The sequence below is a fragment of the Streptomyces sp. S07_1.15 genome, from assembly GCF_020739505.1.
Classification (GTDB): domain Bacteria; phylum Actinomycetota; class Actinomycetes; order Streptomycetales; family Streptomycetaceae; genus Streptomyces; species Streptomyces xinghaiensis.
Genome location: NZ_JAJBZK010000001.1, coordinates 4,934,266 through 4,957,753, shown reverse-complemented (window position 1 = coordinate 4,957,753; position 23,488 = coordinate 4,934,266). Strand labels below are relative to the sequence as shown.

Genomic DNA, 23,488 nt, shown 5'->3' with positions numbered 1-23,488 from the left:
AACGACGTCGTCCGGGCGGACGCCCCGCAGCCCCCCGCGTACCCGGCCCAGCCGCCCACCGCGCACACCGAGCACACCGCGCACACCGCCCCGGCCGGCGCCCCGCATACGGCGGGAGGCCCCGCCGCCCCGCGCCCCGCCCCCGCGCACCCCGCCGGCGCCCCCGGCGCCGTACCGCACGGCGGTGGCGCGGGTGCCCCGGGTCCGCACCGGGGCGGGCAGCCCGGCGGGCCCCGGAGCGCACCACCCGCCGAGCGCGCCCCCGGCCCCGCCGGGCACGCCCCCGCCTCCCCGCCCCGGGACGGCCACCGCGCACCGGAGCCGCCCACCCGCCGCGGCCCGACCGTGCCCGCCCCGCGCGGCACCACGGAACGCCCGCCGCGGGACGACGACGCCGCGGCCCGGGCCCGCGCCCTGGTCGTCCCCGTGGCGGAGCCGGGGCCGCGGGCCCCCGCCGCGCCGGATCCCGTCGCGCCCGTCCTTCCGGGTCGCCCCAATACCGCCCGCCCGCAGGTGCGCAGGCCGGCCGGCGAAGTGGAGGAGTCCGGCGCCGTCTGCCCCTGGTGCTCCACCGGCAATCGGCCCGACCGCCACTTCTGCCGCCGCTGTGCCATGTCGCTGGCGGACGAGCCCGACGGCCCGGGCGGCCGCCGCCCCTGGTGGCGGCGGCTGTTCGCAGGACGGAACGAGGTGCGGTGGGCCGGTGAGCGGCCGCGCCTGCGCCGGGGGCAGGCCTGGCTGCTGCCCCTGATCGGCTGGGGCCTGGTGGCGGCGCTCGTGATCACGGCGGTCTTCATGGCCCCGGCCGCGATCCAGGCGGTGAAGGACCACTTCGCCAAGCGGGCGCCCGTCTCCCCGGACACCTACGCCGCCTCCCGCTCCTACGCCGACAACGGCCCGGAGCTGGCGTTCGACAAGTTTTCCAACACCTTCTGGGGCCCGGGCATCACCGGCGACGGCGCGGGCGAGTGGATCGAGGCGCGCTTCGGCCAGCCCGTCGACACGCTGGACGTGCTGATCACCCCCGGGGTCTCGGCGCGTTCGAACGAACTGGCCAAGAGCGCCCGGCCGAGCCGTGTGGAGGCGCTGATCACCACCGCGGACGGCAAGAAGGAGACCCGGACGCTCACCCTGGACCAGGACGCCCGGCAGCAGCGCCCGCTCCGGGCCCGGGACGTGGTCTCCGTGCGGTTCACGGTGGTGTCCTCGTTCGGGGCCGGGGCCGACAAGCAGGTGGCGATCGCCGAGATCGAGTTCTTCGGCCCCTCGGGGGCGTACTCCCGCCGCTGAGCGGAGCCCGGCGGGACGGGCCGGCCGGCGGCGGGACGGTCAGCCGGCCCGGCCGCCCGCCGGGCCGTCCCGCCGGCCCCGTCCGCCCCGGAATTCACCCGGGCGGCGGGAACCGTCTCCGTCCCGCACCCGTTGCACAGACGGGCAAAGAAATCGTCAAGGGGCGCGGCCCGCGCCGGATTGAGCAGGGGATTCCATGGGTGTCAGCCTCTCCAAGGGCGGCAATGTCTCACTGAGCAAGGAGGCACCGGGTCTGACCGCGGTCACCGTCGGGCTGGGCTGGGACGTCCGTACGACCACGGGGACCGACTTCGACCTGGACGCGAGCGCGCTGCTCGTCGACAGCGCCGGCAAGGTCCTCTCGGACCAGCACTTCGTCTTCTTCAACAACCTCAAGAGCCCCGAGGGCGCCGTCGAGCACACCGGCGACAACCTCACGGGCGAGGGCGAGGGCGACGACGAGCAGATCAAGGTCTCGCTGACCACGGTCCCGGCCCAGGTCGACAAGATCGTCTTCCCGGTCTCCATCCACGAGGCCGAGACCCGCCAGCAGAGCTTCGGCCAGGTGCGGAACGCCTTCATCCGCGTGGTGAACCAGGCCGACAACAACGAGCTGGCCCGCTACGACCTCAGCGAGGACGCCTCGACGGAGACCGCCATGGTCTTCGGCGAGCTGTACCGGCACGGCTCGGACTGGAAGTTCCGCGCCGTCGGCCAGGGCTACGCCTCCGGTCTGCGCGGCATCGCCCAGGACTTCGGCGTCAACGTCTGAGCACGGGCGCACCGCCGCGCGGCCGGCCCGCGCACGGGCCCACCCGCGCCAGTCCGCCGCAGGGGCGGGCCGGGTTTCCTCCCGGCCCGCCCCTGCCGCACGCCGGAACCGCGCGCCCCGGCACCGGGAGTCCGTGCGGGGGCGCCCGGGGCGCGCTCCCGGTGTCAGTCCGGCGCTCCGCCGCTCAGGCCCATGACCAGGGTGACGACCGCGCCGACCGTGCCCCGCGCGATGTCCATGCGATCCGTCAGCTGCCGGGAGAGCCACAGGCCCCGGCCGCTCTCGCCGGTGAGTTCGCCGGGGGCTTCCGCCGGGACGAGGTCCGCGGTGAAGCCGGGGCCGTCGTCGGCCACCCGGCAGTGGAGCGCGCCGTCGGCGTGTTCCAGGACGAGCTGCCCCGTCCCGCCGCCGTGTTCGACGGCGTTGCAGGCGACCTCGTGGACGGCGAGGACGAAGTCGCCGCGCCGCGGCTCCGCCAGGCCCGCCTCCGCGGCGCATTCGCCGACGCGGAGCCGGAGCCCGGGGATGTCCTCCACGCCGAAGGCCAGCTCCAGCAGCGGTTTTCCCGGGGTGCTGGGTTCGCGTGGTGGTCCGTCCGTCTGCACGCTCATGGTCTCGCCACCTCGACCTCCAACGACCCCGGCCACCGCTTTCCCGCGCCGGCCGGCGGGTCCGGGAAGGGTGCGGACGCCGGACCGGGGCGGTGACGCCCCCGGCCTCCGCGGCCGGGACGGGCACGGCCGCCCCGCGTCCGCGGCGTTCGGCACCGGGCTCCTGACTTTCAGTGCCGTCAGACACTACTCGCAGTCATCAACCAACACCACGTGTAACCGTAATTGCTTCGCTGCCCACTGCTCTTGACCGGATGCACCGGTAAGCCGACCGGAAGCGTCGTTGTAGTGTCCGCAAGCGTGCCATCGCGGAGATGATCAGCCGCGTATATCGTCATCACACGGGGAGAACTCGCCCATGAGCATCGTCAGTTGGATCGTCCTCGGCCTGATCGCGGGAGTGGTGGCCAAGGTTCTGCTGCCCGGACGCGACCCGGGCGGCCTCCTCGGCACCACCCTGATCGGCATCGCGGGCGCCTTCATCGGCGGCTGGCTGTCCTCCGAGTACCTGGACCGGCCGATCGACAAGGACTTCTACGACCCGGCCCTGTGGGTGGCGGCCGTCGCCGGCTCGCTGGTCCTGCTGATCGCCTACCGCATCCTCTTCGGCCACTCCCGCGACCGCCGCTGAGGGCGGCGCGGGTGCGGAGGACACCCGCGGTGCGGAGTGCCCCGCCGCCGGGGCCCTTCCCGCCGGGGCCCTTCCCGCCCGGGCACTCCGGGTGATGGCCGCCTCGACGGCCGCCACCCGGTCCGCGAGCAGCCCCAGGGCGCCCACCGCCCGCGCCAGCGGGTCCCGCCCGGCGCCGCCCAGCGCCCGGTCCCGGAGGTGGCCGTCCGCGATCTCCCGGTGGCGTGCCTCCTGTTCCGGGGTGAGCCGGCCGCGCAGTTCCGCCAGCTTCAGCAGGTTGAACTCGGCCTCGCCGTGCAGGGTCTGCGCCTCGGCCGCGTAGTGGTCGTCGAGCAGCGCCTCCAGCTCCGCGTCGTTCATCACGGGGACGATGCGCTCCGCCAGCTTGTTCATGTCGCGGTAGGAGCCCTGGAGCCGGAACGGGGGTTCGGTGCGGGAGGCGTCGGACCGTGCCGCCGAGGCGATGTACGCGGCGTTGACGGCCAGGACGGTGCGGCGCGCCGCGAGCAGCAGCCGCAGCACGGCCGTGATCCGCTCCAGCTCGGCGGGCGGGTACGGGTGTGCGAGCCGGTCGGGGCGTGCGCTCCCGTCCCCGCCGGCCATCCGTACGAGCAGTTCGAGGTCCGCGCGGTCCCGGCCGGCGAGCGGGGCCAGCACCGGGTTGGCGGTCAGCGCGTTCTCCACGAAGCTGAGCGCGAAGACGTCCTCCCGGCCGGAGAGCACGTCGCCGAGGTTCCAGACGTCGGCGCGGTTCGCCAGCATGTCCGGCACCCGGAAGCGCTGTCCGGACTCGGTGTACGGGTTGCCGGCCATGCAGACGGCGAAGCGCTTGCCGCGCAGGTCGTAGCGGCGCGGACGGCCTCCGTGCACCCCGTCGATCCGGCGCTGGGCGTCGCACAGCGGGATGAACTTCTGCAGCAGTTCGGGCGAGGTGTGCTGGATGTCGTCCAGGTACAGCAGGACGTTGTTGCCCGCCGCCAGCGCGAAGTTGATCTTCTCGACCTCCTGCCGCGCGGTCGCGTCGGGGGCCCGCTCCGGGTCGAGCGAGGTGACGGAGCGGCCGAGCGCGGGGCCGTCGATCTTCACGAACATCAGCCCGAGCCGGTCGGCGACGTATTCCATCAGCGTCGTCTTGCCGTAGCCGGGAGGAGAGAGCAGGAGCAGCAGGCCGCTGCTGTCGGTGCGCTTGGCGTCCCCGGCCGCGCCGATCTGCCCGGCCAGGTTGTCGCCGACGAGCGGGAGGTACACCTCGTCGATCAGCCGGCTGCGGACGAAGCCGGTCAGCGGCCGCGGCCGGAACTCGTCCAGCCGCAGCCGGGCCCGCTCGCATGCCACCAGGGCGGTCCGCCGCCGCTGGTAGGCGCGGAAGCCCGGCACCCGCTCCTCGCGGAACCTCCGCGTCCGCTCCAGGAACTCGTCCAGCCGCAGCCGCAGCGAGCCTCCGGTGACCCGCGGGTGGTCCCCCAGCAGCCCCTCGACGGTGACCTCCACGGCGGCGTCGCGGGGGTAGCGGGGCAGGTCCGGGCAGAGCTCCGCGGCGACGGCCTCGGCGAGGTCGCCGTCCGCCGCGCCGCCGGAGGCGCGGGCGAACGAGCCCAGCCAGGCCGCGGCGAGCTGGCGGCGGGCCGGCAGATCGCCGTCGAGCGCCGCAAGGTCCTCGGCGCAACCCCGGCCGGCCTCCGAGTCCCGGAACGCGGCGGTCAGCCGCCGGGCGCCCGGTCCGGTGACGAACCCGTCCGGCTGTGCGGCCAGTTCCTCGAACAGGTACGCGGCGGCGCTCCGGTGGTGGCCGGCCTCCCGGCCGCCGGGCGGTGCCGCGTCCGTCTCCGCGCCATCGTCCGTCTCCGTACCCGTCTTCGCGCCCGCGCCCGCGCCCGCGCCCGCGCTCACGACCGCGCCCGCCCCGCCACCGCTCTCCGCCGCGAACGCGGCCATGGCGGCGGCCAGTTCGGCCACCAGTTCGCCGATCTCCGGCGCGCTTCCGAACACCGCCCGGGCACGCGCCAGGGACGCGGCCCGCCGCGCCCAGGCCGTGCGGGCCCGCGGCGTCGTGCCGTGCGCCCAGAACAGCTGGGCCGCCGCACGCACCTCTCCGCCGTAACGGAGCAGCCCGGCGTCACCGCGCAGCCGCAGCAGGGCGGCCAGCAGCAGGGCCGCGTCGTGGTCGTGGACCCCGCGCTCGTGGCCCTCGTCGTACGCGGCGTGGGCCGCCTCGCGCACCAGTGCGAGCAGCCCGCCCTCCTCCCCGGCCGCCTTCCGCAGCCGGTCCTCGTCCTCCGTGTGCAGGACGGTGGCGGCGAGGTGCTCCGCGCGGTAGACCTCCGGGGTCTCGGACGGCAGCGACTGGCCCCAGTACGGCCGGGTGGCCGCGAACTCCGGGTCGGTGACCGGCTCCCGGTAGTCCGTGCCGGTGAGGACGAGGGACATCCCCTCACCGGACGGCAGCAGGGCGAGCCCGGCGGGCCGGGTGGTGACGGCGAAGCGGTGCCGGCCGAGCCGGATGGTGCCGCCGCCGTCGCCGTACAGGTCGGCGCGGTCGCGCTGGGCGCGGGCGGCCTCCTCCCGGGCGGCCTTGAGACGGCCCCGGAGCTCCTCCGCCCGTACGGTGTCGCCGAGCCCGTCCAGCTCCTCCGCGGTGGCGCGCACCTTGGCGGCCATGGGGTCGGTGGCGAAGAAGGTGTGCACGGCGTCGGGGCCGTCCAGGGCGGCGGCGCGGCGGCGGACCGTGTCCAGGATCCGGCCCGCGGAGTCCGCCAGCCGTCCGGCGTGCCGGGCGCGGGCGTCCCGCAGGCTCTGGGCGCGGCCGGCGAACGCCTCCTCCACCTCGGCCCGCTTGGCGTCCAGTTCGGCGGTGAAGTCCTCGAACGCGGCGAACCGCGCCTGCGCATGCTCGATCCGCAGCAGCAGTCCGGCGAGCTGCTCCTCACAGCTCTCCGGGGTGGAGGCGGCGGCCAGCGCGGCGGTGGCGGCCTGGCCGAGAAGCGCGAACTCGGCGGTATACGCGGCCCGGCCCTCGTGGTCGAGCAGTTCGCGGCGGCGGGCGGCGAGCACGGCGCGGGCGCGGTTGACCCCGCCGAGTGTCTCGGCGATCCGTTCCAGGATGGCGGTGCGCACGGTGGCGTCGGCGATGTCCAGGCCGCCGACGACCTCGGTGACGGTGCGCAGGTCCGCCGCGAGCGCGTCCAGCCGCCCGCCGAGCGGCTCGGCCTCGGCGACCGTCCGGGCCCGGCCGGCGGCGTCCGCCAGCTCGCCGGTCTCGTCACGCTGCCCGGTGAAGGCGTCCTCGCGGCCGAGGAAGGCGACGGCCCGCTGCCCGGCGGACTCCAGTTCGTGCTCCAGCCCGGCGGCGAGCTCCGTGATCCTCTCCCCGTCCGCGTACCGCAGTTCGCGCACGCTTTCGAGCCGGCCGCGGCAGTGGCGGAGTTCCGTCAGCCGGGCGATCCACTCGCCGGCACCGGCCGGGGACTCGCCGCGCACCCGGCGCACCACGGAGGCGGTGTGCTCCGCCGCCTCCTCCAGCGCCTCGGCGGCCCGCCGCCGGAGCGCGGTGACGGCCTCGAACTCGTCCAGCGCCCGGCGGGCGGTGTCCCGCAGCGCGGCCAGCGGCTCGTGCAGGCCGCCGCAGTCCCCGGCGGCCAGCCAGTGGTACCGGTCGGCGACCCGCTCGCAGGACTCGGCCAGGGAGCGGTACACGGCCGCGGCCGGAGGGGTGTCCTCCACGGCGCGCACCACGCCCAGGCAGGCGGAGATGCCGCCCACCAGGTCGGCGTTGCCGATCCGGGCCAGCGGACCGCCCGCGGCCGGCGGGTGCGCCGCCGCGTGGGTGTCGGAGGTGTACGGGGTGTGCCAGAGCTGCACCGGGTGCACCCGGGCGGGCTCCTCGTCCTCCCGCTCGCGCAGCACGACGAGGGTGCCGTCGTCGAAGAGGGCGTGGCCCCGGCAGCCGAGCGGAGGGGCGACCTCCTTGCGGATGACGTTGTACGACAGCAGCAGCGCGCGGCCCCGCGCCCGGTCCCGGAACGCGTACAGCACGTCCTCCCCGTTCGGGGACCGCACGGTGCGCTCGAAGGCCAGACCGGAGGTGTCCGCGGCGTCGAACGTCCTAACCGTGCCGGTGGCCAGGCAGTAGCCGCCGGGGAAGACGATGCCCTCGTCGCCGGGGAGGCGGCGGCAGGCGTCGCCGATGCCGTCGAGGCGCACCGCGTGCTCCGTGGTGCTGTTGAAGACGTAGTACCGGTCGGTCTCCTCCTTGTACGGGCGGACGCGCAGCAGCACCAGCGGGCCGACCCGGGCGTGCGCGACGTCCGCGTCGGCGAGCGACTGCAGCGGCTCGTCGACGGGCTCGCTCAGGATGCCCTCGGCGGTCTCCGTGTCGTCCGCGGTCTTGAGCACCAGGGCGCCGCCGACGCACGACACGTACAGCCCGCCGACGGTGCGGACGTGCGGGTGGCGGCCGAGGACGTGGTCCTCGCGGGTGGCCTCGGTCCAGGTGACGTCGTGCGCGGGCTCGGCGGTGTCGTCGCGGTCGCCGCGCCCGTCGAGGAACTCCGCCGTGCCGTCGCCCGCCAGCCGCCAGCGCAGCACCCGGGTGTCGGTGGGGCCGGTGCGGAACACGGCGAGGAGTCTCTCCCCGGTCCGGCGCAGCCGCAGCAGTTCGGCGTCGCGGTAGTAGCGGCGCAGCTCGGCGAACTCCCGTACGAAGCCGGAGTCGTCCAGGACCGGATCCGCGTCCCGCTCGGCGAGGGCGAAGCCGGGGCCGTGGCCGCCGGGGCCGCTGTGGCCATCACCGCTGCTGTCACCGCTGCCGTCGCCGCCGGCGTCAGCGCTGCCGCCGCTGTGGCTACCGTCACCGCGGACGCCGTCCCCTTCGAGCCCGTACGCCGTGAGGACAGCCCCGTCGGCGGCGGTGTTGGCGCCCACCAGCAGCCGGCCGCCGACCGCGACGACGTCCCGGACCACCCCGGGCCGCGCGGTGCGCACCGTCCCGGTGCCGAGGAGCCGCAGCCCGCCGGTGCCGAAGACGGCCGCGCGCCGCTCGTTGAGCGCCTCGGCACGCCGCGCCAGCTCGCGGGCCTGCGCCGCGAGCCGGGCGCGCAGCACCTCGTGGGTGCCGGCGTCGACCGCCTCCGTACGGGCGCCGGCCGTTTCCGTGCCGGCGTCCACCGCTTCCGTCGCGCCGCCGGCGCCACCCGCGCCACCCGCGCCACCCGCGCCGGTCTGCCGCCGCTCCCGCTCCGTGCCCACATCGACCTCTCAGCCCGTTCCGCCCGCCGGTCCGTCCCGGCCGGTCCTGCTTCCGTCACGGCGGGGCCGCACCCGCCGTTTTCCGCACATCCGTGCGAGGCTCCGCTGTGTGGTCCCGCCACCGGCGGCGGGCTCCGACCCATGGACCGGGCCGGCGCCACGACCGGCTGATGCGCCGTCACCGGCCCCGTGCGGGCACCGGCCGGGACTGGGCCCGGGCTGGTGCCGATCGCCGCCCCGGCGGTGGGCGGGGCACACCCCCGTCGCGCCCCGCCCACCACCGTTCCGGAACGGCCACCGGCCACCGGCCACCGGCCGCCGGCCCAGCCGCCGTCCGGAAGCGGGCCAACAGCACGTCTCCTCGGTCCTGTTGGGCGAGCGGCACGGCGGACAACACCCCCGTCGTCCTCCGCCGTGCCCTCCCCCTCCCGGCGGCACCAGAGCCGCCGGAGTCCTGACCGGCCGCGCCGCTCCCGGCACCGGCCACCGGGCGGCTCCCCCGTAACGGCGGCTCGCCGTCCCCGTGCCGGCGGCCGCGGGACGCCGCCCGGTCCCGTCCCCCGCGGCAGGGCGCGCGCCCCGACCCCCGTCCGGGGCGCGCGCCGTGCCGCGCTACGCGGCGGCCTTCGCCCCCGCCCCGTTCAGAGCGGGGCCGGCCACCGGCAGGTCCGCCAGGCCCAGCCGCTCGGCCGTGTCCAGGAGTTCGCGGAGGCCACCCGCCCGGGCGCCCTCGCCGCCACCGGCCTTCATGAGCTTCATCAGCAGCGCCGACACCGTCAGGTCCCGTACGTCGGCCGCGCCCACCGAACCCAGGACACGGGTGAGGTCCTCGGTGAAGGACGCCTCCCCGTTCAGCCACGGCCCGGCCAGCGCCCGCGCCGTCCCGGAGTTGGCCACGAACCCGTCGACGCTCTTGCCGAGCGTGACCGCGCCCGCGATCCGGTCGAAGAAGGCGCTCTCGCCGCCGACGATGGAGATGTCCGCGCTTTCCAGGCCGGTGGCCAGCACCGTCGCCTGCGCCTCGGCCACCTGCCGCTGCGTCTCCAGGCCGGCCAGCCGGATGTCCTTCTCCGCCTCCAGCCGCAGCCGGTACTCCTCGTGCTCCCGGGACGCGGCGTCCAGCGCCGCCATGGCCGCAGCCTTCTCGGTGAGCCCCTCGGCCTCCGCCTTCAGCTTGCTGCCGACGGCCTCGGCCTCGGCCAGCGCCCGCGCCCTGGCCCCCTCCGCCTCGGCCCGCAGCCGCGCCTCGGTGGCCTGCGCCTCGGCCAGCCCGGTCTTCTCGATGGCCTCGGCCTCCTTCTCCCGCACCTGCACCCGGGCGAGTCCGGCGGCGGCCTCCTCGGCCTGGATGCCCTCGGCGAGGCGCGCCTTGGCGCGGGCGTCCATCTCCGCCGTCTTCTGGCGGGCCTCGGCGAGCGTCAGCTCCTCCGCGGCCCGGTGCGCGGCGGCCTGCTCCGCGGCCTCGGCGGCCTTGATGTCCTTGACGAGCCTCTCCTGAGCCTGGGCCTCGGCGGCGATGACGAGGGCCTGCCGCTCCCGCTCGGCCTCCTCGACGGCGCGCAGCCGCTTGATGCTCTCCTCCTGCTCGGCGACGGTGCGGTCGACGGCGACGCGCTCCCGGATCACCTCGGCGATGTCCCGCTTCTCGGCCTCGACCTCCTTCTCGGCGGCGATCCGGGTGAGCTGGGTCTCCCGCTCCCGGGCGATGACCTCCAGCAGCCGGTCCTTCTCGATCCGCTCGGACTCGATGGCGATGACCCGCTCGCGGTTCTTGCCCGCGACCTCCACCTCGCGCTGCTGGTTCTCCCGCTGGATGCCGAGCTGCTCCTCGGTGCGCAGGAACGCGGCCTGGGAGCGCAGCCGCTCCTCCTCCATGACGCGCGCGGTCTCGGCCTCCTCGCGAGCCCGTACGGTCTCGATCTCCCGGCGCTGCTTGATCTCGGCGTCCGCCTGCCGGCGCTCCAGTTCGAGGACGGCCTCCCGGGCGTCCACGTTCTGGCGGGTGATCTCCTTCTCCTCCTGCCGCTGGAACTCGTTGGTGCGGACGTGCTCGATGGCGGTCAGCTCGGTGATCTTGCGAATGCCCTGGGCGTCGAGGATGTTGGCGGGGTCGAGCTGCTGGAGCGGGGTCTGCTCCAGGTAGTCGATGGCCGCGTCCTCCAGGCTGTAGCCGTTGAGGTCGGTGCCGATGACCTGGATGATCCGGTCCCGGAACTCGTCGCGCTTGGTGTAGAGGTCGGCGAAGTCGAGCTGCTTGCCGACGGTCTTGAGCGCCTCGGAGAACTTGGCGTTGAAGAGTTCCTGGAGCGTCGCGCGGTCGCTGGCGCGTTCGGTTCCGATCGCCTGGGCGACCTTGATGACGTCCTCCACGGTCTTGTTGACCCGGACGAAGAACGAGATCCGGATGTCGGCCCGGATGTTGTCCCGGCAGATCAGCCCCTCGCGGCCGGTGCGGCCGATCTCGATGGTCTTCACCGAGATGTCCATGATCTCGGCCCGGTGCAGCACGGGCAGCACGACCTGCCCGGTGAAGGTGACGTCGACCTTGCGCATCTTCGAGACGATCAGCGCCTTGCCCTGCTCCACCTTGCGGAACAGCCGGCTGATGACGAAGACGAGCGCGATGACGACGAGGAGCACGACGGCGATGAACACGCCGATGCCCAGACTGATGGCATCCATCGGAAGTCCCTTGCGGCAGAGATGAGTTGAGCGGAAAGAACAGCGGGTCGGCGGGCGGCCGGTGCGGCGGAGGCCGGCACGGCGGCACGGCGCTCCCGGGCCGGGCGGAGGAGGGCAGGGCGGAGCGGGCTCCGCGCACCGGAGCTTCAGGGCCGGAGTGAGTCCCGGGACCGGCGGACCGGCGGCCGCGGTACGGCCGTCAGGCGGCGGTACTCCGGGGATCGAGCGCCGGATCGTACGGCGCGGCCCAGAAGAACTCCCGTTCCTCGTCATAGGCGTAGAGCAGCGCGGTGGACCCGGCGGTGAGCCCGGGGTCCCGGCCGTTCTGCCGGACCTGTACGAGGGCGGTGGAGCCGTCCCGCGCGGCCACCTCCGCCTGGCCGAAGCCGGGGCCGACCGAACCGGTGCGGATGGTGCAGGTGAGCCCGACGAAGTCCTGCCGGGAGGGCTCCGGCCCGGCCGCGAAGACCCGGCGCAGCGGCCGCGCCAGCAGCGCGGTCACACACCAGGAGAGCAGCAGCGCTCCGGCCAGCAGACCCACCGAGGCGGCTCCGCGGCCGAGGCCGGCGAGGCCCGTGCGGTCCAGGAGGACGGTGCCGGTGAGGCTGGTGAGCCAGGCGACCGGCACCAGCAGCGAGAAGGCCACGGCGACCGGGACCCCGCCGAGGCCCAGCGCCCCGGAGTCCACGTCCCCGTCGAAGATGTCGTGCTCGGCCGTGCCGATCCCCACCAGCAGCCAGAAGGCGGCGATCACGAGGACCGCGGAGCTGAACAGCACGGTCGGGAAGGCCACTGCCGCCGCCAGGAATTCAGCCACCGGGTTCCGTCCTCTCGCTCCGCGCACCGTAACGGGGAAGCACAGCCCCGGTGCCGGATCCCTTCCGGAGTCCGGCACCGGGGCAGCCCCCGTTTCCCCGTGGCACCCATACTGGCAGCCGAACCCGACCCGGCACATTGCCGGAATCCGGCAACCTTTACGGTTGATCCCATGCCGGGAGGCGCCGCTCCGCGAACCCCGGTGCGGCAGGAGCACAGCTGAGGGGGACCCGTGACACCACAGGAAGAAGAGCCGGGCCGGGACGAGTTCCTGGCCGGGTACGCCGAGATACTCGCCGAGGTCTCCGCCACCGGCCGCCGCCTCACGCGCGACGAACTCGGCTCCCGGCGGCGGGCCGGCGAACGCGCCGCCGAACGGGGCTACGGCCTGCGCCGGCTGGTCGCGGAGCACCTCGACGCGACCCGCACCGGCTGGTCCGCCCTGCCCGGCGCCGCCGCCGCGAACGGCATCCGGGAGCTGCGCACCGTCGTGGACTGCGTCCTGGCCGCCACCCACCAGACCATCGACGCCGTGGCCGAGGGCTACGAACGCGCCCAGCGCCTCGCCGTCCGCCAGGAGGAGGCGGCGCGCCGGGAGTTCATCGACGACCTCCTCTACGGCCGCAGCGACCTCGGCCGCCTCGCGGAACGCGCGGAACGGCTCGGCCTGCGCCTGGCGCACGAGCACACCGTCGCCGTCGCCGACGGCCCGGACCTCTACGACGAGACCCACTCGGTGACGCGCCGCGTGGAGGCGGCGCTGCTCGCCCGCTTCGGGGACCGGCGCATCCTGCTGACGACGAAGGACGGCCGGATCGTCCTGGTGGCACCCGGCAACCACGAGGAAGTCGTCCGCCACTTCGCCAAGCAGGCCCACGTCGCCATGGGCGGCGGCGGAACGGAGCGGGTGGCCGTCGGCCGCTCCCACCCCGGGCCGGGCGGCGTCGTCCACAGCTACGAGGAGGCGCTCACCGCTCTCGAACTGGCCGACCGCATGGGCCTCCCGGGCCCCCTGCTGCGCGCCGCCGACCTGCTCGTCTACCCGGTGCTGACCCGCGACCGGCAGGCCATGGCCGACCTGGTCCGCACCACCCTCGGCCCGCTGGAGCAGGCCCGCGGCGGCGCCGAACCGATGCTGCGCACCCTCTCCGCGTACTTCGACGCGGGCTGCGTGGCGGCGGAGACGGCCCGCCGCCTCTCCCTCAGCGTCCGCGCCCTCACCTACCGCCTGGCCCGCATCCACGAACTCACCGGCTCCGACCCGTCCGACCCGATGCACCGCTACACCCTCCAGACGGCGGTGATAGGCGCCCGCCTCCTGGACTGGCCGGCGCAGAAACTCTGAACCCGGAGGCCGGACGCACTCCCTGCCGGGCGGCTCCACCGGCGGACAGGCCGAGGGGCCCGGCACATCCCCCACAGCGCTGCCCGCGCCGCGGTCCGGGCAGCTCCCGTCCCGGCGCTGCCGAAACGCCAGTGCGCCGCAGCGCTTGACTGGCTACCGTCAACGCCCATGACTCCTCCTCGTGAGCGCCCTCCCTTCTCGGCGGACGAACGGACCCAGCTTCTCGGCTGGTTCGACATGCAGCGCGCGATCATCCACATGAAGTGCGAGGGGCTGTCGGACGCCGACGCCCACCGCTCGCTTCTGCCGGCCTCACCACTGATGACGATGGCCGGCATCGTCTCCCATCTGCGCTGGACCGAGCAGACCTGGTTCGAGGTGCTCTTCCTCGGCCGCCCGGCCGACGGGCCGCAGTTCTCCGAGGACCCGGAGGACGCCGACATGATGGCCGAGGGCATACCCCTGGCACAGCTCCTCGCCGACTACGACCGGCAGTGCCGGATCTCGGACGAGATCATCGCCGCCCACGCCCTCGACGAGACCGGCCGCCACCCCGACTTCACCTCGGCCCGGGCCAGCCTGCGCTGGATGCTCCTCCACATGACCGAGGAAACCGCCCGCCACGCAGGCCACATGGACATCATCCGCGAACTCCTGGACGGCTCCAAGGGCTACTACTGACCACCGTCGGCCTGACCCGGACCGGCCGCAGGCACGCTTCGGGGCCCTTGCCGCCCAGGGCGAACGCGGCGCTCATCCGGCACCGGCAGTTCGACTGCAGCGTCGCGACGCTGCGCGCCATGGGCGTACGGGTGCTCTACGGCGAGGACGGGTTCATTCCCGACCAGCCCGGCGAGGGGCGCCCGGAGAACTATCCGTGGCACCTCGCGCTGGCTGCCGCGGCATCCGCCCACGGGTGAGACGGAGGGAGGAGAGAGCGGGCCGCCCGGCCCGCTCCTCCCGTCAGGACACCACGTCCTTGGCGCGGAAGTGGCGGAAGGCCAGGGCGAAGAGGACCAGGGCGTAGGCCGTGGAGACGGCGGCGCCGCGGGCCATGCCGCCCCACTCCAGTTGCGGCTGGAGCGCGTCGGCCCAGGCGAACTGCCAGTGCGCGGGCAGGAACTGGCGCCAGTCGCCGAGGGCCGTCACCGCGTCGAGGACGTTGCCGACGATGGTCAGGCCGACCGCGCCGCCGACCGCGCCCAGCGGGGCGTCCGTGACGGTGGAGAGCCAGAACGCCAGGCCCGCGGTGACCAGTTGGCTGACGAAGACGAACGCGACGACGATCGACAGGCGCACCAGCGCCGTGCCCGGGTCGAGCGAGCCCCCGGTCGGCAGCTCCAGGCCGCCCCAGCCGTACACCGCCGTGCCCGCCAGCAGGCCGACCAGCGGCAGCAGGATCATCGCGGCCGCGCTGAACGCCAGCGCCACGGTGAGCTTGCTGAGCAGCAGCCGGGAGCGCGGCACCGGTGACGCCAGCAGATAGCGCAGGGACGACCAGCTCGCCTCGGACGCGACCGTGTCCCCGCAGAACAGCGCCACCGGCACCACCAGCAGGAAGCCCGCCGAGACGAAGACGCACGCCATGGCGAAGTTGAGGCCGGAGGCGGTGGCCGTGTCGATGAGGGAGATGCGGCCGTTGTTCCCGCGCTCGTCCGGGTCGCCGCCGATGGCGAAAGCCGCGATGAGGATGAACGGCAGGGCGGCGAGGATGCCGTAGACGACGAGCGTCCGGCGGCGGCGCAGCTGCCGTACCGCCTCCACGCGGAGGGGCAGGGTGTGGCGGGGGCGGTAGCCGGGGGCCGTCTCGGAGGCGGCGCCGGTCCCGGTGGAGCCGGTTGCGGCGGGCTGCCGTTCCGCCGTGGCGGTGGCGGAGGCCCCGGCGGCCGTGACCGTGGTTCCGTTCGCCGTCGCGCCGTTGGTCGCACCGGCTTTCGCCGTCCCGGCGCCCGGGGCCCCGGCGCGCGTCGCGCCGTTCGCCGTTCCGGCGTGCGGCTTGCCGCCGTCACCGTTCGCGGCCGCGGCTCCCGGGTCCGGTGCGCCGCCTGCGGGTCGTTCCGTCGGGCCGGTCATGCGGCACCTCCGATCAGGGTCAGGAAGGCGTCCTCCAGGCGGCGGTGCGGGCCGACCCGGTCGACGGGGATGCCGAGCCGTACGAGTTCGGGCAGGAGCTGGGAGGCGGTCATGCCGTCGAGCCGGACCAGCAGCCCTTCCTCGGCGCGGACCACGGAGTCCACGCCCTTCAGGGCCGCCACCGCGTCCACGCTCTCGTCGGACACCGGTCCGCCCGCGACGCCCACCAGCAGGGTGTCGCCGGAGCCGGTGATCTCCGCGACCGGTCCGGCGCTGACGAGCCGGCCCCGGTCCATGACGACCAGATGCGTGCAGGTCTGCTCGACCTCGGCCAGGAGGTGGCTGGAGACGATCACGGTGCGGCCGCCCTGCGCGTAGCGGACCATGACGTTCCGCATCTCCCGGATCTGTGGCGGGTCGAGTCCGTTGGTCGGTTCGTCGAGGATCAGCAGGTCCGGCAGGCCGAGCATGGCCTGGGCGATGGCCAGCCGCTGCCGCATGCCCTGCGAGTACGTCCGGACGGCGCGCTCCAGTGCGTCGCCCAGTCCGGCGATCTCCAGGGCCTCGTCCAGGTGCGCCTCGTCGGCGGGGCGGCCGGTGGCCTGCCAGTACAGCTCCAGATTGGCGCGGCCGGAGAGGTGCGGCAGGAAGCCGGGGCCCTCGACGAACGCGCCCACCCGGGAGAGCACGGGCGCGCCGGGCCGGATCGCGTGCCCAAAGACGCGGATCTCGCCCGCGTCGGGGGTGATGAGCCCCATGAGCATCCGGAGGGTGGTGGTCTTGCCGGCGCCGTTGGGGCCGAGGAGGCCGAGCACCTGGCCGCGTTCGACCCGGAAGGAGAGGTCCTGGACGGCATACCGGTCGGCCGACTTGGCGTAGCGCTTGCCGAGTCCGGTGATCTCCAGCGGTACGCCGGCGAGCGCCGGGTCGGGCGCGGGGGTGGTGACGCGGCGGCGGCCCGTGACCAGCAGGACGGCGCCGAGGGCGGCGCCCACGAGCGGCAGGCCCCAGACCCATGCGGGCAGGGCGCTGTTCTCGCCGGCCAGGCCCGGGGCGGTGGGCACGGTGAGGTCGGCGTCCGCCAGGGAGACGCGGTACTCGGCGGGCTCCAGGGGGGAGGCGTAGCCCATGTCGGTGGCGGAGAGGACGAGCCGCATACGGTGCCCGGCCTCGAACTTGTGGTCGATGACGGGGAGGCGCAGCTCTACGGTGCGGCCGCCGTCCTCCCCCGCTCCCTCGACCCGTACGGGGGCGACGAGCTGGGAGGGCAGCAGCTGGCTGCCGCCGGGCCCCACGTCGTAGACCTTGGCGAAGAGCACCGCGTCGTCCGTGTCCGACGCGACGCGCACCCGGGCCGCCGGGGCGCCGGTGACGCGGACGGCGGAGGTGAGCGGTTCCGAGTCGAACGCCGCGGCCTGGCCGGGGAAGTCCAGGGCCACGCCGGCGCCGAAGGCCGTCAGCTGGGCCGCCGCGCCGGAGAGGCCGGGGACGGAGGAGACGGCGGCGGGGGTACCGCCGGCCGGGTTGGCCGCGGTCTGTTCGCGTCCGGTGAGCCGGACCGTGCGGGTCCTGTCGCCGTCGAGGCCGGGGTAGTGGTCGCCGGTGGCGCCGCTCAGCTGGACCCGGCCGTTGGTGGAGTCGAAGCCTCCGGTGCGGCTGACGCGGAAGGCGGCCCCGGTGTCCGCCTCCTCGTCGCCCTTGAGGTGCCGGTCGAACCAGGCGCCGACGCGCTGCCGGACCCGTTCGGTCTCCTGGTCGCCGCCGTCGTGTCCGCCCGCGATCCAGTCGACGGAGACGGGTGCGCCGTTTTCCTTGATCTGCCGGGCCATGGCGTCGGCGTGGCTCAGCGGGAAGAGGGAGTCGGCCTGCCCGCCGAGGACGAGGGTGGGGGCCTTGATGCGGTCGCCGACGGTCACCGGGCTGCGCTCCCGCAGCAGCTTCTCGGCCGCCGCGTCCGGCTTCCCGGCGACGGCGACCCGTTCGTACATCTCGCACAGCGCCGTCTCGAAGCGCCCGCAGGAGCGGTCGCCGGTGACGGGTTCCGGCTGGAACGGCGCCTCGGGGGCCCGGCCACCGCCCCCGCCGCCGGTGGCGCCCGTGTCACCGGCGCCGCCCGCGCCCTGGCCGGCCCCGCCGCCGTCCGGCGCGTCCTCGGGGGACGGGCCCATGTCGGTGGGGACGGGGGTCGAGCCGGTGGTGAAGAAGATGCCGGACCAGAGCTTCTTGAAGACACCGTCGGGGAAGAGCGCCTCGGAGAGGTCCCAGTAGGTGTTCTGGGCGGCGATGGCGTCGATGCGCTGGTCGTACCCCGCCGCGAGCAGCGAGATCGCGCCGCCGTACGAGGCTCCGGCGATGCCGACGCGCGGGTCGCCGTCGGCGTCGAGCCGGACCTCGGGGCGGGTCGCCAGCCAGTCCACGAGCCGCCGCACGTCGGCGACCTCGTTCTCCTTGTCGTTGAGCCCGATCCGGCCGGTGGACTTCCCGAAGCCGCGCGCCGACCAGGTGAGGACGGCGTAACCGTCCCGGGCCAGGCCCTCGGCCTGCTCGTGCAGGTCCTTCTTGCTGCCGCCGAAGCCGTGCCCGAGCAGCACCGCGGGACGCCGCTGGGAGGCGGGGCCGGAGGTGTAGAAGGAGGTGTCGATCCGCACCTTGCGGCGGGCCGCGGCGCCCTCGCCGTCTCCGTCCGCGTCGCTGCCGGGGGCGGGCATCGTCAGATACCGGTCCGCACGGTGCACGGCGGCCGGTTCGCCGGCGACGGCGGCCCAGGTGCCCGCGCCCGCGACGAGGGCCACCGCCACCGCTCCGGCGGCCAGCCGTCCCCGGCCTCGGGGCGACCGGAGCAGCCGGAGCGGCCGGGGCAGCCTGAGCGGCCCGGGAGTCCGGGACTGTCGAGAATCCATGCCCTTGAGCCTACGCAGCGCCGTCGGCTTCACACCTGCCCCGGGGAGGACCCGCGTCTCCTCCCATCCCCTCTCAGCGGCGTACATCCCGGCGGCGGCGTACAGCGGACGCGGTACACGCGGCACCCGCACGGGAACGTCCGTTCGGGCGGAAGGGTCGTCCCGCTCCTCTCGCGGCCGCGTCGCGCGGGCCGCGGGCGGCCAAAGGCGATCTAAAGGTGCATGATAGGAGGAATTTAACGAACCGGTACTGTCATCCGGTGCGCTGATGAGACCGCCCCCGGGCACACCGCGGCAGCCCAGCGGCCCGGGACGTCCTTCCGGAAGGCCCGGCCGGAAGACGGCCCGGTGGCAGGCCGAGGGGTTCCCCCGGCCGAGCGGCCCCGGGGTACCGGGTTCCGTTGTCCTCCGCAGAGCCGTGGGGCCGCACATGAGCTGGTTTCCGTCACCGTTCCTCCCGCAGTGGGCCCTGCCCGCCGGGCTGAGCGGACTGGTGGCCTGGATCTGCCTGGTGCGGCAATACCACGGCAAGGGGCGGCTGCTGGGAACCTGGCGGTCCGTTCTGCTGTCGGCCGCCGTGGTCGGGGCCATGGCCGCCATCGCCCTGCTGGTGATCGCCCTGCTCCCGCTGCTCTCCGAGGTGCCGGCCGCCGCCGTCGGGGTGGCCACCGGCGCCGGGGTGCTGCGCCGCGGACGGGCCGTACAGCCGGACACCACCAAGCCGTTCCTGAGCTTCCTCACCCTGGGGACCGCGCACCTCCTGGAGCGGCTGGAGGCCCGGATGGAGACGGACTGCGCCGACTGGTGCGACGACATGGTGAGCGGCATCAGGGACCCGTACCAGATGCAGATCTTCGTCCACGCGGTGCGGCTGCACCTGCTGGCCCGCCATCAGGACAAGGCGGGCCGCAAGCTCACGGACGAGCGGTTCGCCGAGGCGGAAGCGGCACTCCAGCAGGCCATCGAGACCGACGCCCGGACCGGCGGGGCCTGCCGGGCACCCGGCCGCGACGGCCTTCCCGAACCGCGCCGCGACCGCGGCGAGGCGGAGCGGGTGGAGAGCCTGCGGGCCTGGGGTGAAGCGCTGCACAGCTGCAAGCTGCTGCTGCGGGTGGCCTATCTGCTCGGCCGGCGCTCCGACCGGCGGCGGCTGCTGGAACTCCTGGACGGGGCGGCGCCGGCCGGCAGCCGCCGGGACGCTCCGCTGCCGTCCCAGCGGCGCCCCCACCGGCGGTGGTTCGCCCGGGTCCGGGACGGCCGGGGCAGGCGCACGGCGCCGGGGGCGTCAGAGCCGCGACCGGACGACGCCACCGCGCAGGCTTGACGTGCCGTCGCCCCCGGTCTCGCTCGAGCGCGGGGCGTCCCGGGGACGCGGCGGCTCGGTGAACCGGATCTCGACACAGGCCCCCAGCGCGGCGGCGGCCCCCGCCAGGGACCGGACGGTGAGGTTGGCGTCACCGGAGAGGATCTGGCTGACCCTGCCCGGGCTGACGCCCATGAGCCTCGCCAGATCCGCACGGGAGAGCCCACGGGCCGCCAGCTCGCCGGCCAGAGCGGTGGCCGCCTGCCGTGCCAGCCTCGCGGCGGCCGCCTCGGTCTCGCTCTCGCCACGCGCCATGAATGGCATGGTGTCAACCCCCCAGATCGGCATGGTCCTTGGGACGGCGAGGTCTCTGCCGCCAGCATGCCACCTTTAGCCGAGGCTAAACGGCGCGTCGGCTGGTTACGACACACGGCCCACCCGGCTCGGCGCCCCCGGGCGCCGAGCCGCCGTACCGCCTCTGAGCTGGGACGATCACGGACGCGCGAACCTTCCGGCACGGGCCGGGGATTCACCCCGGCGCGGGCCCGCCATCCGTACGGCAGCCGTACGGGGTCCGTGTGGCATCCGTGCAGCTCCGGACCGCTCCGCGCGGCATCCGTACGGTTGCGCGCCGCCCGCTGCCGCGCGGGGCGGCGGCGGTCCGCGTCACAGGTACCGCCGGCGCTCCGCCGCGTGGCGCTCGTACTCCTGGCGGGCCCTGACGGCGGCCGGGCGGGTGGCGGTTCCGGCCACCGGTACGTCCCACCAGGCCTGAGCGCCCGGCACTGCGGCATCCGCCTCCGCTCCCGTCCCTGTATCCGTTCCCGTATCCGCCTCCGCCTCCGCCTCCGCCTCCGCCGCGAGCTCCACATGGACGCAGACCGGCCGGTCGCACGCCCGCGCCGCCGCCAGGGCCTCCCTCAGCTCACCCACCGTCCCGGCGCGCAGCACCTCCATGCCGAGGCTGGCGGCGTTGGCGGCGAGATCGACGGGCAGCGGGTCGCCGGTGTAGCCGCCGTCGGCGGCCCGGAAGCGGTAGGCCGTGCCGAAGCGTTCGGCTCCCGTGGCCTCGGAGAGCCCGCCGATGGAGGCGTAGCCGTGGTTCTGGAGCAGCACCAGCTTGACCGGGACGCCCTCCTGGACGGCGGTGACGATCTCCGTCGGCATCATCAGGTACGTGCCGTCGCCGACCAGCGCCCAGACGGGCCGGCCGGGCGCGGCCAGGGCGACGCCGATGGCGGCCGGGATCTCGTAGCCCATGCAGGAGTAGCCGTACTCGACGTGGTACTGGCGCGGGGAGCGGGCCCGCCACAGCTTGTGCAGATCGCCGGGGAGGGAGCCGGCCGCGTTGATGAGGATGTCCTCGTCCCCGGCGAGGGCGTCGAGCGCACCGAGGACCCGGGCCTGCGTGGGGCGGGCGGCGGGATCGCCGTCCCCCGCAAAGGCGCGGTCGACGCGCTCCTCCCAGCGCGCCTTGGCGCGGCCGTACTCCTCCTCGTACGCGTGCTCGACGCGGTGGCCGGTGAGGGCGGCCGTCAGCGCGTCGAGACCCGCGCGGGCGTCGGCCACCAGGGGCAGGCCGCTCATCTTGTGGCCGTCGAACGCGGTGATGTTGAGGTTGACGAAGCGGACGCCGGGGGCGGCGAAGAGGGTGCCGGAGGCGGTGGTGAAGTCGCTCCAGCGGGTGCCGACGCCCAGCACCGCGTCCGCCGTCCGGCCGAGGTCGTCAGCGGTGGCGGTGCCGGTGTGCCCGATGCCGCCGACATCGGCCGGGTGGTCGTGTCGGAGCGAGCCCTTGCCGGCCTGGGTGGAGGCGACCGGGATGCCGGTGGCGCCCGCGAGGGCCGCGAGCGCCTGCTCGGCCTCACTGTGGTGGACACCGCCGCCCGCGACGATCAGCGGACGGCGGGCGGCGCGCAGGACGGCGGCGGCCTCGGCCAGGGCGTCGGCGTCGGGCGCAGGGCGGCGGACCCGCCACACCCGCTCGGCGAAGAACTCCTCCGGCCAGTCGTACGCCTCGGCCTGCACGTCCTGCGGGAGGGCGAGGGTGACGGCACCGGTCTCGGCCGGGTCGGCCAGCACGCGCATGGCCTGGAGCGCGGCGGGGATCAGCGCCTCGGGCCGCGTCACCCGGTCGAAGTACCGGGACACCGGCCGCAGGCAGTCGTTGACGGACACATCGCCGGCGGACGCCACTTCGAGCTGCTGGAGCACCGGATCGGCGGGGCGGGTGGCGAACGTGTCGCCGGGGAGCAGCAGGACGGGCAGCCGGTTGACGGTGGCGAGGGCGGCGCCGGTGACGAGGTTGGTGGCGCCGGGGCCGATGGAGGTGGTGACGGCCTGTGCGGAGAGCCGGGCGGTCTGGCGGGCGTGGGCCACGGCGGCGTGCACCATGGCCTGCTCGTTGCGGCCCTGGAGGTACGGCATGTGATCGGCGCCGGTCTCCAGCAGGGCCTGGCCGAGGCCGGCGACGTTGCCGTGGCCGAAGATGCCCCAGCAGGCGCGGACGAGGCGGTGCCGCTCGCCGTCGCGTTCGGTGAACTGGCGTGCGAGGAAGGCGATCAGGGCCTGGGCGACGGTGAGGCGGCGGGCCGGGCCGCTGCCGCTGCCGGTGCTCATGGGCGGTCTCCTTCGGGAGGCTCTGCGGGTGACGGGGCGGGTGACGGGGCGGCGGGGGCGCCCGTGAGGCCGGTGCCGGTGGCGCTCACGGCCGGGCCCGCGGGCGCCCGGTAGAGCGGCAGCCGGGGGTCCACGGGCTGTTCCGGCCAGGTGGTGCGGATCCAGGCGTGGTCCGGGTGGTCGCTGATCAGCCAGGCCCGTTCGGCGCCCGGCCCGGCCATCACGTTGAGGTAGTACATGGCGTGGCCCGGGGCGGCGACGGACGGACCGTGCCAGCCGTCCGGGATGAGCACGGTGTCGCCGCCGCGGACCTCCGCGAGGAGGTCGCTGTCGCGTCCGGGCCCGGACGGGCTGATCCGCTGGTAGCCGAGGCCGGGAGTGCCGCCGGGCGCGGCGGCGATCTCGTAGTAGTAGATCTCCTCCAGCTCCGACTCCCGGCCGGGCAGGTGTTCGTCGTGCTTGTGCGGCGGATACGAGGACCAGTTGCCGCCGGGGGTGAGCACCTCCACGGCGATCAGCCTGTCGGCCTCGAAGGCGCCGGCGGCGGCGAAGTTGTTGACCTGGCGCGAGCAGTTTCCGCTGCCCCGCAGTTCGACGCCGACGCCGGAGGCCGGTCCGTAGCGGGCGGGCAGGCGGCGTCCGCAGCGGGCGCCGGGCAGCGCGAAGCGGCCGCCGGTGGACGTGGTGACGCGCGCCCAGGACTCACGGGGCACATAGGCGAAGTCGGTGACACCGCCGAACACGCTGTCCCGGCCGTGCAGTTCGAACGTCTCGTCGAAACTCTCGCCGTCAGGGGTGACGGTGAGGATCTCGACGGTGCAGCCACCGCTGAGCGGCAGCACGATCCACTCGCTGCCGCCCGCGTCAAAACCGTGGGAGCCGCCGGGCGGCAGATCGAGCACGCGCAGGCCGGCGAAGCGCCAGCCGGCCCGCTCCGGTCCGACGGCGGTCGCGTACGGGCCGGTGGCCGTGGTCCCGGCCGGGAGGTGGAGGCGGGAGCCGCCGGACGGGCCCGGCCGCCCGGGGCGGTCGGGGGGTACGGGACGGTCGGGGTGATCGGGGTGATCGGGGTGATCGAACGTCATGGATGCGAGTCTCCCCACGGGAACGGTCGGTTCGGAGGCGGCTGGCGGACGGACGGTCCACCGCCGCACGGGCCGGAGGCGCCGGGCGCGGCCGGGGGCACCAGGAGCACCGGGGCC

The 23,488-nt window shown here is 75.2% G+C and carries 14 protein-coding genes and 2 pseudogenes; 7 read left to right on the top strand and 9 right to left on the bottom strand.

Annotated elements, in window-relative coordinates; translation table 11 throughout:
• Positions 1-345: 345 nt before the first annotated feature.
• Both LIX60_RS21275 and LIX60_RS21270 read left to right on the top strand, forming a co-directional pair.
• A complete protein-coding gene (locus LIX60_RS21275) occupies positions 346-1,290 on the top strand; it encodes a zinc ribbon domain-containing protein (RefSeq protein ID WP_227959911.1) in 945 nt (314 codons plus the stop codon).
• A 196-nt stretch (positions 1,291-1,486) separates the two neighbouring features.
• The gene (locus tag LIX60_RS21270) at positions 1,487-2,062 is read left to right on the top strand and encodes a TerD family protein (RefSeq protein ID WP_019706684.1); all 576 of its coding nucleotides are present in this window, start codon (positions 1,487-1,489) and stop codon (positions 2,060-2,062) included.
• A gap of 164 nt (positions 2,063-2,226) precedes the next feature.
• Here LIX60_RS21270 and LIX60_RS21265 read toward each other — a convergent pair whose 3' ends face one another.
• Positions 2,227-2,673 carry an ATP-binding protein gene (locus tag LIX60_RS21265; protein ID WP_227959910.1) on the bottom strand — a complete coding sequence of 149 codons (447 nt, stop codon included), beginning with the start codon at positions 2,671-2,673 and terminating at the stop codon, positions 2,227-2,229.
• 358 nt (positions 2,674-3,031) lie between these two features.
• On the opposite strand from LIX60_RS21265, the gene LIX60_RS21260 reads away from it, so the two are divergent.
• Entirely contained in the window at positions 3,032-3,304 is a 273-nt protein-coding gene (locus LIX60_RS21260; protein WP_095758124.1) for a GlsB/YeaQ/YmgE family stress response membrane protein, read from the top strand.
• Positions 3,305-3,316: 12 nt separating this feature from the next.
• Here the strand turns inward: LIX60_RS21260 and LIX60_RS21255 are convergent.
• The 3 genes and pseudogenes from LIX60_RS21255 to LIX60_RS21245 form a co-directional block, all read right to left on the bottom strand.
• Positions 3,317-8,467, bottom strand: a pseudogene (locus tag LIX60_RS21255) (DNA repair ATPase); the annotation flags it as partial.
• A gap of 693 nt (positions 8,468-9,160) precedes the next feature.
• Complete coding sequence (locus LIX60_RS21250) at positions 9,161-11,230, bottom strand: SPFH domain-containing protein (protein WP_095757358.1); 2,070 nt, start codon at positions 11,228-11,230, stop codon at positions 9,161-9,163.
• A gap of 199 nt (positions 11,231-11,429) precedes the next feature.
• Positions 11,430-12,047, bottom strand: coding sequence for a hypothetical protein (locus LIX60_RS21245; RefSeq protein ID WP_227959909.1), 618 nt, complete (start codon positions 12,045-12,047; stop codon positions 11,430-11,432).
• Positions 12,048-12,278: 231 nt separating this feature from the next.
• Here LIX60_RS21245 and LIX60_RS21240 point away from each other — a divergent pair, with 231 nt between their 5' ends.
• The 3 genes and pseudogenes from LIX60_RS21240 to LIX60_RS21230 all read left to right on the top strand — a co-directional run.
• On the top strand, positions 12,279-13,391 hold the full coding sequence (locus tag LIX60_RS21240) for a CdaR family transcriptional regulator (protein ID WP_227959908.1): 1,113 nt from the start codon (positions 12,279-12,281) through the stop codon (positions 13,389-13,391).
• 168 nt (positions 13,392-13,559) lie between these two features.
• Positions 13,560-14,072, top strand: coding sequence for a DinB family protein (locus tag LIX60_RS21235; RefSeq protein WP_227959907.1), 513 nt, complete (start codon positions 13,560-13,562; stop codon positions 14,070-14,072).
• Positions 14,073-14,125: 53 nt separating this feature from the next.
• Positions 14,126-14,311, top strand: a pseudogene (locus LIX60_RS21230) (flavoprotein); the annotation flags it as partial.
• A gap of 43 nt (positions 14,312-14,354) precedes the next feature.
• Here LIX60_RS21230 and LIX60_RS21225 read toward each other — a convergent pair.
• Together LIX60_RS21225 and LIX60_RS21220 are read right to left on the bottom strand one after the other, a co-directional pair.
• Positions 14,355-15,167, bottom strand: coding sequence for an ABC transporter permease (locus LIX60_RS21225; protein ID WP_227962850.1), 813 nt, complete (start codon positions 15,165-15,167; stop codon positions 14,355-14,357).
• A 293-nt stretch (positions 15,168-15,460) separates the two neighbouring features.
• Positions 15,461-18,364: an alpha/beta fold hydrolase gene (locus LIX60_RS21220; RefSeq protein ID WP_227959906.1), complete on the bottom strand. Its 2,904-nt coding sequence runs from the start codon at positions 18,362-18,364 to the stop codon at positions 15,461-15,463.
• Between the two features lie 430 nt (positions 18,365-18,794).
• Between LIX60_RS21220 and LIX60_RS21215 the strand changes: the two genes are divergently transcribed.
• The gene (locus LIX60_RS21215; RefSeq protein WP_227959905.1) at positions 18,795-19,688 is read left to right on the top strand and encodes a hypothetical protein; all 894 of its coding nucleotides are present in this window, start codon (positions 18,795-18,797) and stop codon (positions 19,686-19,688) included.
• Here LIX60_RS21215 and LIX60_RS21210 read toward each other — a convergent pair.
• The 3 genes from LIX60_RS21210 to iolB form a co-directional block, all read right to left on the bottom strand.
• Positions 19,650-19,982, bottom strand: coding sequence for a helix-turn-helix transcriptional regulator (locus LIX60_RS21210; protein WP_227959904.1), 333 nt, complete (start codon positions 19,980-19,982; stop codon positions 19,650-19,652). The genes LIX60_RS21215 and LIX60_RS21210 overlap by 39 nt on opposite strands.
• Before the next feature lie 351 nt (positions 19,983-20,333).
• Positions 20,334-22,286 (bottom strand): 3D-(3,5/4)-trihydroxycyclohexane-1,2-dione acylhydrolase (decyclizing), encoded by a 1,953-nt coding sequence (iolD, locus tag LIX60_RS21205; protein ID WP_227959903.1) that lies wholly within the window; start codon positions 22,284-22,286, stop codon positions 20,334-20,336.
• On the bottom strand, positions 22,283-23,371 hold the full coding sequence (gene iolB / locus LIX60_RS21200; protein WP_227959902.1) for a 5-deoxy-glucuronate isomerase: 1,089 nt from the start codon (positions 23,369-23,371) through the stop codon (positions 22,283-22,285). Before iolB ends, iolD begins: the two co-directional genes overlap by 4 nt.
• Between the last annotated feature and the right edge of the window lie 117 nt (positions 23,372-23,488).